The sequence below is a fragment of the Bacillus sp. FSL R9-9492 genome, from assembly GCF_038007365.1.
Lineage (GTDB): Bacteria > Bacillota > Bacilli > Bacillales > Bacillaceae_G > Bacillus_A > Bacillus_A mycoides.
In genome coordinates this window covers 2,076,998-2,090,076 of the sequence record NZ_JBBOXC010000001.1, presented here as the reverse complement: position 1 = coordinate 2,090,076, position 13,079 = coordinate 2,076,998, and the positions used below count along the sequence as shown (strand labels likewise).

14 protein-coding genes are annotated in these 13,079 nt (G+C 34.7%); 2 read left to right on the top strand and 12 right to left on the bottom strand.

Annotated elements, in window-relative coordinates; translation table 11 throughout:
- Nucleotides 1–157 precede the first annotated feature (157 nt).
- From MKY70_RS10520 to cotH, 5 genes are all read right to left on the bottom strand, one after another.
- Complete coding sequence (locus MKY70_RS10520; RefSeq protein ID WP_000932392.1) at nt 158–1,099, bottom strand: magnesium transporter CorA family protein; 942 nt, start codon at nt 1,097–1,099, stop codon at nt 158–160.
- 184 nt (nt 1,100–1,283) lie between these two features.
- Nucleotides 1,284–2,663, bottom strand: a complete 1,380-nt coding sequence (locus MKY70_RS10515; RefSeq protein ID WP_341074503.1) for a putative polysaccharide biosynthesis protein — start codon at nt 2,661–2,663, stop codon at nt 1,284–1,286.
- Between the two features lie 97 nt (nt 2,664–2,760).
- Nucleotides 2,761–3,363, bottom strand: a complete 603-nt coding sequence (locus MKY70_RS10510; protein WP_000881203.1) for a DedA family protein — start codon at nt 3,361–3,363, stop codon at nt 2,761–2,763.
- Nucleotides 3,364–3,467: 104 nt separating this feature from the next.
- Nucleotides 3,468–4,085 (bottom strand): NUDIX hydrolase N-terminal domain-containing protein, encoded by a 618-nt coding sequence (locus MKY70_RS10505; RefSeq protein WP_088032633.1) that lies wholly within the window; start codon nt 4,083–4,085, stop codon nt 3,468–3,470.
- A 105-nt stretch (nt 4,086–4,190) separates the two neighbouring features.
- Entirely contained in the window at nt 4,191–5,267 is a 1,077-nt protein-coding gene (gene cotH, locus MKY70_RS10500) for a spore coat protein CotH (RefSeq protein ID WP_341024151.1), read from the bottom strand.
- Between the two features lie 181 nt (nt 5,268–5,448).
- On the opposite strand from cotH, the gene exsB reads away from it, so the two are divergent.
- Entirely contained in the window at nt 5,449–6,048 is a 600-nt protein-coding gene (exsB, locus tag MKY70_RS10495) for an exosporium protein ExsB (RefSeq protein WP_341024149.1), read from the top strand.
- 47 nt (nt 6,049–6,095) lie between these two features.
- Here the strand turns inward: exsB and MKY70_RS10490 are convergent, their stop codons facing one another.
- The 6 genes from MKY70_RS10490 to MKY70_RS10465 form a co-directional block, all read right to left on the bottom strand.
- Nucleotides 6,096–6,707, bottom strand: a complete 612-nt coding sequence (locus MKY70_RS10490) for a phosphoserine phosphatase 1 (RefSeq protein WP_002012438.1) — start codon at nt 6,705–6,707, stop codon at nt 6,096–6,098.
- Nucleotides 6,708–6,720: 13 nt separating this feature from the next.
- On the bottom strand, nt 6,721–7,266 hold the full coding sequence (locus MKY70_RS10485) for a short-chain dehydrogenase (protein WP_341024148.1): 546 nt from the start codon (nt 7,264–7,266) through the stop codon (nt 6,721–6,723).
- Nucleotides 7,267–7,278: 12 nt separating this feature from the next.
- A complete protein-coding gene (fosB, locus tag MKY70_RS10480; protein WP_193653188.1) occupies nt 7,279–7,695 on the bottom strand; it encodes a FosBx1 family fosfomycin resistance bacillithiol transferase in 417 nt (138 codons plus the stop codon).
- A gap of 58 nt (nt 7,696–7,753) precedes the next feature.
- Nucleotides 7,754–9,415 carry a peptide ABC transporter substrate-binding protein gene (locus MKY70_RS10475; RefSeq protein ID WP_002141398.1) on the bottom strand — a complete coding sequence of 554 codons (1,662 nt, stop codon included), beginning with the start codon at nt 9,413–9,415 and terminating at the stop codon, nt 7,754–7,756.
- A gap of 71 nt (nt 9,416–9,486) precedes the next feature.
- Nucleotides 9,487–10,485, bottom strand: a complete 999-nt coding sequence (locus MKY70_RS10470) for a DUF2628 domain-containing protein (protein WP_088032626.1) — start codon at nt 10,483–10,485, stop codon at nt 9,487–9,489.
- 165 nt (nt 10,486–10,650) lie between these two features.
- On the bottom strand, nt 10,651–11,109 hold the full coding sequence (locus tag MKY70_RS10465) for a methylated-DNA--[protein]-cysteine S-methyltransferase (protein WP_002186074.1): 459 nt from the start codon (nt 11,107–11,109) through the stop codon (nt 10,651–10,653).
- Nucleotides 11,110–11,242: 133 nt separating this feature from the next.
- Between MKY70_RS10465 and namA the strand changes: the two genes are divergently transcribed.
- Nucleotides 11,243–12,280 carry an NADPH dehydrogenase NamA gene (gene namA, locus MKY70_RS10460; RefSeq protein WP_341024144.1) on the top strand — a complete coding sequence of 346 codons (1,038 nt, stop codon included), beginning with the start codon at nt 11,243–11,245 and terminating at the stop codon, nt 12,278–12,280.
- A gap of 29 nt (nt 12,281–12,309) precedes the next feature.
- Here namA and MKY70_RS10455 read toward each other — a convergent pair whose 3' ends face one another.
- Nucleotides 12,310–12,969 carry an oxidoreductase gene (locus MKY70_RS10455; protein ID WP_002031464.1) on the bottom strand — a complete coding sequence of 220 codons (660 nt, stop codon included), beginning with the start codon at nt 12,967–12,969 and terminating at the stop codon, nt 12,310–12,312.
- Between the last annotated feature and the right edge of the window lie 110 nt (nt 12,970–13,079).

Here is a 13,079-nt window from a genome sequence, read left to right as displayed (position 1 = left end):
ACCCCATTTCATTATTTGAACAAGAGTTATATGGAATTCATAACCTTCATACACATTACATTTCACAAGTTATATTCTGTTCCAAAATTGAGATTTCATAGCAAAAAAAGCTGCGCTAGCACAGTTTTATAACTATGCTAGCGCAGCTTTCCTATCATTAAAAGTAACGTTTCTTCCAAAAAACAAATGCTAAAGTGAAAGATAATGTTACACATATTATAAGTACAATTACAAAACCATGTGCTTCCCCTTCAAACGGAACCTTTACATTCATTCCAAAGAAACTAGAAACCATCGTTGGTAATGATAAAATGATTGTAATAGAAGTCAACAGTTTCATAACACTATTTAAATTGTTAGAAATAACCGAACTAAATGTATTCATCATTCCACTTAAAATGTGACTATATATTTCCGCCATTTCAATAGCCTGCTTATTTTCAATTAATACATCTTCTAGTAAATCTTGATCGTCTTCATACATTTTCAAAAATGTACTGTTTCGCATTAATTTTTGAATTACAATTTTATTTGCCTTTAATGATGTTGTAAAATAAACTAAACTTTTTTCAAGGCCGAGCAATGTGAAAATTTCTTTATTTTTCATCGACTTATTTAATTGGTGCTCTAAATCGATTGTTTTTCGATTAATTTGCTTTAAGTATCTTAAATAATAAGTAGAAATCGTATATAAGAGCTGAAGTGCAAAGCGTGTCTTTTTAAACGTATAAAATTCTTTAATACGTTGATTAATAAAACGTTCAAAAATTGGGTTTTCTTCTAAACAAATTGTCACAAAGCAATCTGGCATTACAATCATACCTATTGGAATCGTGTCATAAATCGAATTTCCTTCTTCATCATGTCTAACTGTTGGAATATCCACGATTATTAAAGTATTATTGTCTTCCTTTTCAATACGAGAGCGTTCTTCATCATCTAAAGGGTCTTTAATGAAATCTAAGTCTACATTTAAAGTTTGTACTAGATATTGAATTTCTTCTTCCGTTGGATGAAGTACATTAATCCAGCAACCCTTTTGCATTTCCTCAACCTCTTGTAGTTTTCCGTTTCGGTCTGTTAAATAAATATTTAACATACTATCACCCCGATTCTTTTTACATGTAGGAATCTACCTCTCTTACATAACAGTTTTTGAACCGCCATTCTCAGCATATGAAACATACGTTTAAATTTCAATAGAAAAATTATTTTGAAAACGTTTTTATAAGAAAAATATTCTAAATAAAGAAAAAGACAGAGTGCTCTCTGCCTTAAAAAGCTTATGTTGCCTTTATAACATATTTAGAAAGCATCCACAAGTTAAAGCCAACTGAAATCGTATAGCCAGCGTATGTTGAAATAATAAAACTTACATAATCAAAATACGGTAGCAATACAATATTTAAAACTATCTTCACAGTTATTCCAATTACTAATCCTAGCACTGTTTTCTGTTGTTGATTAATTCCTTGTAACATGGCAGCGGTTACTGTTAATAGTGAGAATAGTATACAAGCAGGAGCATAGTACTGCAAAATAATACTGCCCATCTCCGGATCATTTCCAGCACCAAATAAAAGAGTATACACTGGTTTTGCTAAAATCATCATTCCAATCGCCGCCGGTACAGTAATTCCTACCACTAATAAATTTGTCCTTGTAAAGTGTTTATACAGTAGCTTCTCATTTCCCGCTGTATAAGCTTTCGTCATCTCAGGTACAAGGGACATACTAAAAGCTGTTGCAACAGAAACCGGGATAAGTACAACCATCTGAACAAGGCCAATAATCGCATTAATCTTTTCTGCTTCTCCTTGCATATATCCTACTTGTATAAGTAGCTTATTAATTGTAAATGTATCAATCGTCTGATATAACGGAATCGCTAATCCAACTACAACGAAAGGAATAGAATATGTAAACAGTTCTCTATACAACGAAAAAAAAGTTTTCGTCGTTTGTGGTATACTGGCAATCTCTTTTTTCTTTAAATGTTTTCTCCTTCTTATATAATACGCACTTAAAACACTTAATCCACCTAGTGCTCCCATAAATGCTCCAAACGTTGAAATACCAACTGCCAACGAAACAGAAGCTTTTATAACATATAAAACGACAAAGCTTCCTATCAAAATAGTTAAGACCCGAAAAAATTGCTCTACAACTACACTGAGCGCAGAAGGTCCCATAGATTGAAAACCTTGAAAGAAACCACGTAACAAGCTCATTACAGGAACGAGTATTAACGCAAAACTTACAATTTGAATATTGTGTGTGACAGCTACCACACTATTACCCGACTGATCATTTCCATCAATCACAAGTTTAGCTAAATGTGGTGCTAACATATATAATGCTAAACAAGAAATAACGCCCATAATGACCATAAAAACGATACCACTCTTTAGCACTCTCTTAACAGTGTGATAATCATTGAGTTGATCATATTTTGAAACCATTTTTGAAACGGCAAGTGGCAATCCCATCGTTGCAATACTAAGCATAATTGTATAAGGACGGTATGCATACGTATATAATACGTACCCACTCGTACCCACCATTGCTGTAAATGGTATAACATATATAAACCCTAACATTTTAGATATCATCGTTGCCATCGTTAAAAATATCGTTCCACGTAAAAACGGTGATCCTTTCATCACATTCCCCCGCTACGCTTTATTATTACACATTATGGACAACTCCTTTTTTTTAGAACTGAAACAAATAAAAAAAGCCAATGAAAAATCATTGACTTTAACGCGCTGCTTTTTTCTTTTTTAAATACTTTAAACCGAAGTATAGAGCAACAAAGAGAACAGCTCCTATAATTATGTAATGTGTGTAATCAGATGCATACTCTTTAATGTGTCGCCAATTTCCACCAAGCTTTTCACCTAAGTAGATAAATAGTATTGACCATGGAATAATCGCAACTACTGTATATAGTGTAAATAGTTTTAACGGCATTTTAGCTAATCCTGCTGGAATAGAGATTGCATGACGTACTACTGGGATAAAGCGTGCAGAAAAGATTACTCCTGCTCCGTAACGCTTAAACCAACCTTCCGCTATGTCTAAATGGTGTTTATTAATAAGTAGATATTTCCCATATTTCTCTACAACCGGACGCCCTCCGTAATATCCAAGCCAGTATAAAAAGATTTGCGCTAAAGTACCACCAATAGTTCCGGCGATAACTGCACCGACAAAACTAATTTTACCATCCGCTACTAAAAATCCAGCATACGAAAGTACAATTTCACTCGGGATAATTTCAATCATTAAAGCTAGCGCTACTCCAAAGTAACCTAGGCTTGCAAAAAATTGCAATAACTGATCTATTATGCTTGCTAACATTTTATTTTCTATCTCCTTTTTTCTTCACATACCATCCCATTATTACATAAAGGTCGCATTCTGCCAATATCTTCATTTCAACAATATCATCGGCATAAGCATTATTAATCTATTAATGTTTCTTTTTGAGGTTCTTTCATGTAGGCAAACATTTCTTTAATTTGCTCTTCTGTATTTCTAGCAATCGATAAATTAGGTAATTCATTCTCATCAAAAAACTCCACATCTTCTGTTTCAATACTAGTTTTCTTTTCGCCACCAATAATCTTACAGCCAATAAAAATTTTATATACATGTGTTGCTGAAGGCGATGGTTGATGTTTTTCTTTATCAAATATAGCGAGTAGCTTAAAATCATCTACTTCATAGCCCGTCTCCTCTAAAACTTCTTTTGCTGCTACTTCTGTTGGCGTATAACCAACATCAGCCCATCCACCTGGCAATGCCCATTTCCTATCACTTTTTTCTTTCACAAATAATAACTTTTCATTTTGAAAAACGACTGCTCTTATATCAACTTTAGGTGTTTGATAGCCTGTCTCACTTGCAAATAACTTCTCTACTACTTCCCAATCTGTCTTTGTGTAATGTGACATCATCGAGATGGAAATATCCCGTAATTGTTGGAAACGCTCTATATCATACACATCCTTAGAATACGTTAAACCCGCTTGAGCTATAGATTGTATTTGTTTTACCCAATCAATCCACTTGACCGTCATGTTTCCACATCTCCATTCTTTATTAAGTAAATATTACGTCAATTCAATTGATACATCTTTATTATACAAAAAAAGAGATTGATAATGTTCCAATCTCTTTCAAAATTAATCCAATTCATGTAAGTGGTCTTGTATATACTTCCTTCTTTTATTTATATATTCATCAATCATATCAGCTTCTTGATCAAATGTTTCTAATTTTTCTTTCATATATGGATCTTGTAGTAAATATGGACGAATCGATTCACACAAACCTTCTACTTTCGGCATCATAAACGAAATGGTAAATTGTTCTTCTAATATTTCTTCCAAAATACTTCGGTATTGTTTTCTAAATACAGGTATATCTAACAATCTTGCACTTAACGTATTATAACCTTGAATACGAATATATTCATGATTAAGTGGTCTCCCTTGTACATCTCGCCCCCAAGTCGCATCATAATCCCACGGTATCACTTCAAATAAATTTGTCTCATCGTTATGATATAGTGCATAGTTATGAACGAAACCATCAAAGTTTTGCGTAAAAATAACTCCAGCTAACCATCGTAAATATTTATCTACATGTAGAAACTTCCCGATTTCTTTTTCATAATCTGCCCTCGACAAAGTATTCGCTTGAAATACAAATTCACTCAGTTGTTCTTCACTATTTTTATTCGAATATTTAAATTCATAACCCGCAAAGAGCTCTGTCTTAACATCTTTATCTCGCTCACTCATTAACGAAAAATTCGCATCATCATCTATCGCATAATAAATAGAACCACTCGGTAACCCTCTATTTTTCAAAAAGTTTTCATCAACTGATTCTAACTGTAAATACACACCTTGAATTTGACCATTAATTTTTATAAATACATGTTGTGATTTTGGCGAAAGTACACCAATATCATGAAAAAAATCTAAAGATAATTTATTTCGTATGAGAGACGGATCCATAAACTCAGAATTCAAATGAAACTCTTTCGCGCCTTGAAATTTTTTCGGTTTATAAAACATAACATGATAAGATTTTTTCTCAAATTCACGAATATGAGCACCACGGTAGACAATATCAATGTCATACTTCTTTTTTCCATATGTTAACTTTGCTGGTACTGGACTATCTGACCAAATGTCTTTTTTCAATTCCACTAAGTACATTGGATGAACAAAAAAATCATATGAAGGCAGCATGTTTTCTCATCCCTTCTCAGTTCTCTTCATTCAATGTATGCACCACGCCTTGTCCATACATCCGCTACCATCCATTTATATAAAATTACACTCCTGTCCTGTTCAGAAAGACACCGTATCTCATATCATGTTAAGGAAAAAGAATACCTTTTCAATTTAATACACGATAAGGAGGATTTCTATGAAACGTGATATTAGAAAAGCTGTTGAAGAAATCAAAAGTGCAGGGATGGAGGATTTCTTACACCAAGATCCAAGTACTTTTGAGTGCGATGATGATAAATTCTCTCATCATAGATGTACAACAGGGTGTAAATGTACAACAGGACGTAAATGTACAACAGGGCGTAAATGTCCAAGAACAAGATGTACTCGCGTAAAACATTGTACTTTCGTTACAAAATGTACGCATGTAAAAAAATGGACTTTCGTTACAAAATGTACTCGTGTACGCGTTCAAAAATGGACTTTCGTTACAAAAGTTACTCGTAAAAAAGAATGCGTTTTAGTTACAAAACGTACTCGCAGAAAACATTGTACTTTCGTTACAAAATGCATACGCTTTGAAAAGAAATTTTTCTGGACAAAACGAAGTTTCTGTAAAAAATGCGAATTCTTCCCTCACGGACACGGTCGCTCTTGCGATGATGACTGTGATCATGGTAAAGACTGTCACGATGACGGGCACAAATGGAATGATTGCAAAGGTAGCAGACACAAGTCTTCTTCTTGCAAGAATAAAAAATTCGATCACTTCTGGTATAAAAAACGTAATTGCTAGTTTTTTATGTCCACCAAAAAAAGGTCGCTTTGCGACCTTTTTTACGTTTACTGAAAATGACTTATATCTGCAAATTGTTTTACTTTACCACGGTTTTCATCAAATTCAATCACACTAAGACTCGCGCTATGCATAAATGGCTCTTCCCATACATGTTCGATTTCAAAACCTGCAAAATGCCCTACGAGTAATTTCGCTGCTGCAGCATGAGTAACTATTAAAATGTTTTCTCCTTTATGCTTTTCTAAAAGAAAGTGTATCCCTTCAATTACTCTTTTATGAACGGCCGCAAAGTTTTCCCCTGATGTTGACTGAAAAAGATGTGGTTCATTCCAAAATAAATGTACTTCTTCTGGATATTGCATTTCCAAATCAGCAATTGTTTGCCCTTCCCATATCCCCATATTTATTTCATAGAAACGTTCATCTTCTATAATTGGAAGATCCCGTTCCCCTTTAATCAATTCAGCAGTATGAAGCGTTCTTTCGCTTGGACTACTATATATGGCATGGAGTGGTAAATCCTTCATACGCTCCCCTAATTGTTTCGCTTGTATCATACCATTCTCTGTTAATGCTGAATTTTTCCGTCCTTGCATCCGCCCTGCTACATTCCATTCTGTCTCACCGTGCCTTGTTACATATACCGTTGTCTTCATTTCACATGCCCCCTTACCATTTTGGCCGCGATTCCCACGGCTCTACTCTCCCTACAATCCATTCTGTGCATTTACTTTCAATTCCTTTTATAACTCCGTCAGCAATCTCTTCATGAGTAAGCCATCTTGCATATGTATCTTCTAAAATAAACCCTAATATAATTCTATAATAGCTACATAATGCCCCACCTATTTTTTGCGACTTCGTACGCGATGCACTACTACCTAATATATGAAATAAACTGTACTTTTTCGATGACAATTCAACCTCATTACAAATGAGTCGTAATGCATGCTTAGCACTCGAATGTACCCATGCAACAACTAATGTAATTGGACCATTCTGTTCAATTGTATTTGTAATAGATCGCTTTAGATCATCGTCATTTTGATAATCTAAAGAAAGGCACGTAATATTTCCCGGCACAGAACTCCCTTGCTTAACATTTTCCAATTTCGTACTATCTCGTCCAATAATAGAAACATGAAACCCTTGATTACAAAGCCACAAAGAAACTTTCTTTAGCATTCCTGTTCCACCAATTACAAGTGCATGCAACTTCTTCCCCCCTTAGTAAAATGTCATATGAGGTTTCTCATCTCTATAATAATTTAGACGGTCTTGTAACGTCCCTGAATGAAACTCAAATTTATGACCATCAGGATCAACAAAATATATAGACTCACAATCTCTCACATCACGCTCTCTTCCTTGTAAAATATGAACTTTATTTTCTTCTAATCGCTGCAGTAAGCGTTCAAAGTCTTCTTGTTCAACAGAAAATGCGAGGTGCGTATAAGATTGATGAATCTCCTTTCTTGGAATATGTGCCTCTTCATTAAGCGCTATCCATACTCCACATATATTAAAATATGCAAGTTTTCTCCCCTTGACTAATAATTCTCCTTCCAATACTTTCTCGTAAAATGTAATAGAGTTTTCTAAATTGGACACTGAAAAACAAAGATGATTGATTCCCTTTAACAACTCTAATTCCTCCTATACAAATAAAAGATGAGCGAAAATTCGCTCATCTTTTATTATACTATTTCTTTGTAATATATGCCCATTTATAACTGAAGTCTCCACCAAACGTATGGTTAGCAATACCATTTACATACGTCTTCTCTAAGTAAGCTGTACTTTGTTGGTACGTAGGAGAGATTGCAGCATCTTGACCAATTAAGATTTTTTCAGCTTCTGCAAGTGCTTTCCAGCGTGCTGCGTCATCTTTTAGTAGTTCTCCTTTTGATTTTGCTACTAAATCATCGTACTTCGGATTTGAATAATCCATTTCATTAAATGAGCTTCCAGTAACGAACATATCAATATATGTCATTGGGTCTGGATAATCTGGACTCCATGCAGATAATGAGAATTCATATTCAAATTTCTTTTCTAAATCTAACTTCTGCTTATATGGTTGTTGCTTCAAATTCACTTTAATACCAGGTAAGTTTTTCTCTAATTCTTCTTTAATAAAGTCGCCCACTTTTTTACGACTACCGTTATCATCATTTAGTAATTCTACTGTAATTGTATCTTGACCAAGTTCTTTCTTCGCTTCTTCCCACAGTTTTTTTGCTTTCGCAGCATTATCTTTACTGTCACGGAAATTTTTATTTACAGTACGGAAGTCTTTTCCATCTGGTCCTGTCGTAAACTTTTCAGGTACTAAGAAATACGCTGGCAATGATCCATCATTCAAAATTACATCCGCAATTCCTTTTTTATCGTACGCTAAATCAATCGCCTCACGAACCTTTTGATTTTTAAACGTTGCATTTTTTTGATTAAAACGTAGGAAATACATACGTGGGTCTAGCTTCGTTTTAAATTCATCTGGTTTATTCTTTTTATATTTGTCTACAAACTCAGAACTTAAAATGACACGGTCTGCTTGATCACTATCATATAAATTTACCCCAGTACTTGTCTCTTTTACTATACCCACATTAATTTCTTGTAATTTTACAGCATCTTTATCCCAATAATTTGGGTTTTTCTTTAACTGGTAACTTTGTTCATGTTTCCATTCACTCATTGTAAATGGTCCATTGTACAATAATTTATCTGCTTCTAATCCGTATTTATCCCCTTGTCCTTTTACATACTTTTCATTTAATGGGAAGAATGTAGGGAACGAAGTAAGCTCAAGGAAATAAGGTGCTGGTTGCTCTAATTCTACTACCAACGTTTTATCATCCTTCGCTTTAACACCTAATTGATCCGACGGTACTTCTCCTTTATTTACTTTCTGTGCATTTTTCACATCAAATAAAATAAATGCATATTCTGCTGCTATTGCTTTATCTAATGTACGTTGCCATGCATATACAAAATCTTGTGCTCGAACTGGATCACCATTTGACCATTTTGCATCACGTAATTCAAATGTATATGTCTTTTTATCTTCACTAATCTTCACGTCTTTGGCCATACCTGGAGTTGGTTTATTATCTTTATCTAGACGATATAATCCTTCCATTGCATTTACAAATACACGGAAAGATACAGAATCTGTTGATTTAGATGTATCCATTGAAGGAATTTCAGCTGTTTCTAGCAAATTTAAAACTTGTTTATCTGCCATTCCCTTACTTGATTCTTTCTTCGTTGTCGAAGCCTTCTCCCCATTCCCACATCCCGCAACCAGTACACTAGTCGATAACGCAAGTGCAGCAATTGTTATTGTCTTTCTCTTCATTCTTCCTTCCCCCAATCTATATGTATAAGTTAAAACTTGTATAATATATTTTATTATACAAAAAATTCTGATTATTTTAAATATTTATTTTCATAAAAAGAAAAAAAGCGGTCAGAAATTGCTTTCCCTCCGCTTTGTTGAATAGCATTTACTTGTAAGCCATCCTCTATATCAAATGGATTTTGAACTTTAAATATTTCCTCCATTATCTTCAAAAACTCTTCTTCATTTTTAGATTCACCGTTAATCGTAAGTGAATATGGTTCCACTTCTCCCAATTTATAATCAACAATAAATTGAATTGTAACTTTTTGTTTTGGCATCCCTGGGCTGTATCCTTGAAATTCTACTAATTCCATACCTTCCGAACCACGATAATATATCCACCCTGAATTTTGAAAATAGCTTTCAAACGATTCACCAATCGAAAAGAACGGATATTCATAAAGCGAACTTGTACGTACTTTTTGTATAATATCTCGATCAGTCGGAAAAAAGAAATGACTGAAAAAAATACTAGCAACTGCTAAAATAGTAACGATTGTTGCTCCCATTTTACTCGTTCCACCACTATCACGGATGAGATAATTTTCAACCGATTCATCTTTAATTCCCCGTGCTTTTATTCGATATATACGCCTTTCTGCAAATTGATAAAATAATCCATTTGCAAAAATCCCCATCCCAAATAGAATGAAAACGAGTAATAAAAACGTGAGAGGTACCATATTAATAATTGGCAATGCTACGTTGAACCCCATATAATAAGAAAATGCATCACATGCTACTAATAACAGTATGAATAAAGCAGCAGGTAAGTAATACTTACGATATCCAAGCCAACCTACATTGAAAATAGCAGCCAGACCATTCCAGCTCCACCTAGCAATTCGCTTATTCTCAAGCTCCCATTTTCTTTTGTAATATGGATATTGTCTCCCTACATATACTTCTAATTCTTTGTCTATTAGCGAGCTTTCTTCACCTTGTTCATTATGCAAGTTTCGTTGACAATTTGCACAATTCAGCTGATCATTAATACAAGGTCGCCCACAATTTATACATTTCAAAACAATCCCTCTTTCCATCCATACTTCATTGTGAACTACCCACCACTTAGTATCTCTTACGAGCTTACCCCGAAGTGGGGGCTTCTCGGTTCATCGTTACTTTTGATAGCTAACGCATTTGTCTTAGGACAGCCGAGCTAACTCCCTCGTTCCAAAGGTTGTTTCTTACGATTTATTTAAAATACCTTCATGTTTCAATAACCACTCTTTCCTCCATAAACCACCCGCATACCCAACAAGTTTTCCACTCTTTCCTATTACACGATGGCATGGAACGATAATTGAAATTGGATTCCGGCTATTTGCCCCTCCTATCGCTCGTACAGCTTTCGTATTCCCAACCTTCTCCGCAATATCTAAATATGAAGCACTTACGCCATACGGAACAGTGTAAAGTGCATCCCATACATTCTTTTGGAATGGTGTTCCTTCAGCAGACAATGGAACTGTAAACTCTTTTCTTTTTCCTTCAAAGTATTCATCCAATTCATTTATACATTGTTCAACAAATTCATTTTTATGTTCTTCTTTTCTTTCTTCAACAAATATAACAGACGTAATTCCTTCTTCGTTCGCTGTAATTTCTAACAAACCTAATTCACTATCATAATAAGCCTGGTACATATGTCATCCTCCAATTCATTACATATTATTTATTGTAACACGAATAGACGAAATTTTTCGTATAAGCGTTTTATTAGGGAAACAAAAAAGAGGATGATACAATGTAAGAAAATTCAATCAAGGGGGATATTTGATGGAGTTTCAACTCTTTTCACCTTATACAATTAAGGACGTTACGCTAAAAAACCGTATCATTATGTCACCTATGTGCATGTATTCATCAGAAAATGAGGATGGCCAAGTAACTAATTTTCATCTCGTCCATTATGGAACCAGGGCTGCTGGCCAAGTAGGTTTAGTTATGATTGAAGCAACAGCTGTGTTACCTGAAGGACGAATTTCTAACAAAGACTTAGGCATTTGGGATGATACTCTAATTGAAGGCTTACATAAAACGACAACATTTATACATAATAACGGTGCAAAAGCAGCCATTCAACTCGCTCACGCCGGAAGAAAGGCTGAATTAGAAACAGATGCTTTCGCTCCCTCAGCAATTCCGTTTAACGATAGAATGAAAATACCAGTAGAAATGAATAAACAGCAAATTAAAGAAACTGTTTCTGCTTTTCAAAAAGCAGCTTTACGCTCTAAACGGGCGGGGGTTGACGTTATTGAATTACATGGTGCTCACGGTTATCTTATTAATGAATTTCTTTCTCCGCTTTCCAATAAGCGGACTGATGAATACGGGGGCTCACCTGAAAATCGCTATCGTTTCTTACGCGAAATCATCGATGCTGTAAATGAAGTTTGGAACGGACCGTTATTTGTTCGTATTTCAGCAAATGATTATCATCCTGACGGGTTAACGGTTCAAGATTATGTGCAGTATACAGGATGGATGAAAGAACAAGGGGTAGATTTAATCGATTGTAGTTCTGGTGCTATTGTACCCGCACATATTGATGTGTATCCTGGTTACCAAGTACAATATGCTAAACATATTAAGGAGCATGTTGACATCGCGACTGGTGCGGTAGGATTAATTACAACCGGATCACAAGCAGAGCAAATTTTAAATAATAACGAAGCAGATTTAATTTTTATCGGACGCGAGTTACTTCGTAATCCATACTTCCCAAGAATAGCTGCCAATGAACTTGGCTTTGAATTAAAAGAACCATATCAGTACCGACGAGCACCCGGGAAAATTAAAACTAATAAATAAAACCGAGAAATTATTCTTCTCGGTTTTACTTATTTTATTTCTATAATATCGTTTGAACTATAAATATGAATACCAGATTCTTCACGTAGCGCTGTTATATACATTCCTTTCGCCACATCTTTAGCTGAAATTGGTTTATATTTTTTAAAAGCCCCTTTAAATATAAACGGAAGAATACGAGATAATTTCTCAGCCATTCTTTCCCCAAAACGATATTCTTGTCGATTTCCAACTAATAATGACGGCCTGAAAATATGTATGCCACCAATAACTAGCTTTTTCAGCTCCTCTTCCATTTTCCCCTTCACTTGCGAGTAAAAGAAAAATGATTTAGGTTTTGCTCCCATTGATGAAATAACAAGAAAATTTTGCACGCCTTGTTTTTCAGCTAAGCAGGCAGCTCGTAATGTATATTCATAATCTACTTTTTTAAAATTCGACTTCGACTTCGCTTTTTTTATCGTTGTTCCTAAGCAACTAAAAACATCATCTACTGCAAAAAATTCTTTGTATTCCTCTAATACTGAAAAATCCACCTGTTTCTGTTGCAATTTCTCGTGCTGTAATTGTAATGGTTCCCTTACAAAAATAGTAACCGAATCGTAGTAATCTGAGTCAAGTAATAGTCGCGTTATTTCTTGTCCAACTAACCCACTTGCGCCAAGTACTAACGCTGTTCGCTTATTCATATATGTGTATACCTCTTTATTTACTATTCTCTCCTATAGCTAATCGTCGCTAACAGGAGTTTCCGTTCTCCCATTTTACCATAAGTAAAGCACTATGCGTACGCATAGTG

Coding starts and splice junctions, on each gene's coding strand:
- MKY70_RS10455 (WP_002031464.1), bottom strand. CDS start 12,969: ATGAATAAGCGAACAGCGTTAGTACTTGGCGCAAGTGGGTTAGTTGGA.
- MKY70_RS10505 (WP_088032633.1), bottom strand. CDS start 4,085: ATGACGGTCAAGTGGATTGATTGGGTAAAACAAATACAATCTATAGCT.
- exsB (WP_341024149.1), top strand. CDS start 5,449: ATGAAACGTGATATTAGAAAAGCTGTTGAAGAAATCAAAAGTGCAGGG.
- MKY70_RS10515 (WP_341074503.1), bottom strand. CDS start 2,663: ATGAAAGGATCACCGTTTTTACGTGGAACGATATTTTTAACGATGGCA.
- MKY70_RS10510 (WP_000881203.1), bottom strand. CDS start 3,363: ATGTTAGCAAGCATAATAGATCAGTTATTGCAATTTTTTGCAAGCCTA.
- cotH (WP_341024151.1), bottom strand. CDS start 5,267: ATGCTGCCTTCATATGATTTTTTTGTTCATCCAATGTACTTAGTGGAA.
- MKY70_RS10465 (WP_002186074.1), bottom strand. CDS start 11,109: ATGTACCAGGCTTATTATGATAGTGAATTAGGTTTGTTAGAAATTACA.
- MKY70_RS10475 (WP_002141398.1), bottom strand. CDS start 9,415: ATGAAGAGAAAGACAATAACAATTGCTGCACTTGCGTTATCGACTAGT.
- MKY70_RS10490 (WP_002012438.1), bottom strand. CDS start 6,707: ATGAAGACAACGGTATATGTAACAAGGCACGGTGAGACAGAATGGAAT.
- namA (WP_341024144.1), top strand. CDS start 11,243: ATGGAGTTTCAACTCTTTTCACCTTATACAATTAAGGACGTTACGCTA.
- MKY70_RS10520 (WP_000932392.1), bottom strand. CDS start 1,099: ATGTTAAATATTTATTTAACAGACCGAAACGGAAAACTACAAGAGGTT.